General features: G+C 57.7%; 1 pseudogene. It reads left to right on the top strand.

The window, feature by feature from the left end:
• Positions 1 to 248 (top strand): annotated as a pseudogene (locus AF337_RS11505) (nitrogen fixation protein FixI); the annotation flags it as partial.

The following is a 248-nucleotide window of genomic DNA, read 5'->3' as shown; positions in this document are numbered from 1 at the left end:
GTGATGATGATTGGTGACGGAATAAACGACGCGGTCGCGCTGAAGACCGCGCATGTTTCCATGGTTCCGGCGTCAGGAAGCGACATCGGTCGCAGCGCCGCCGATTTCATCCTACTCAACGGAGACATGGACGGAATAAAGGTCGCGCTGACGACGGCGGGTCGTGCGGCCGTGCTGATCCGCCAAAATTTCGCTTTGGCTATCGTCTACAATGCGTGCAGCATTCCTCTCGCGCTGTTGGGTTATGC

This window comes from Rhizobium ecuadorense, from assembly GCF_001187535.1.
GTDB lineage: Bacteria > Pseudomonadota > Alphaproteobacteria > Rhizobiales > Rhizobiaceae > Rhizobium > Rhizobium ecuadorense.
Note: the sequence above shows the minus strand (reverse complement) of the source record. Positions and strands in the feature narration are given on the sequence as shown.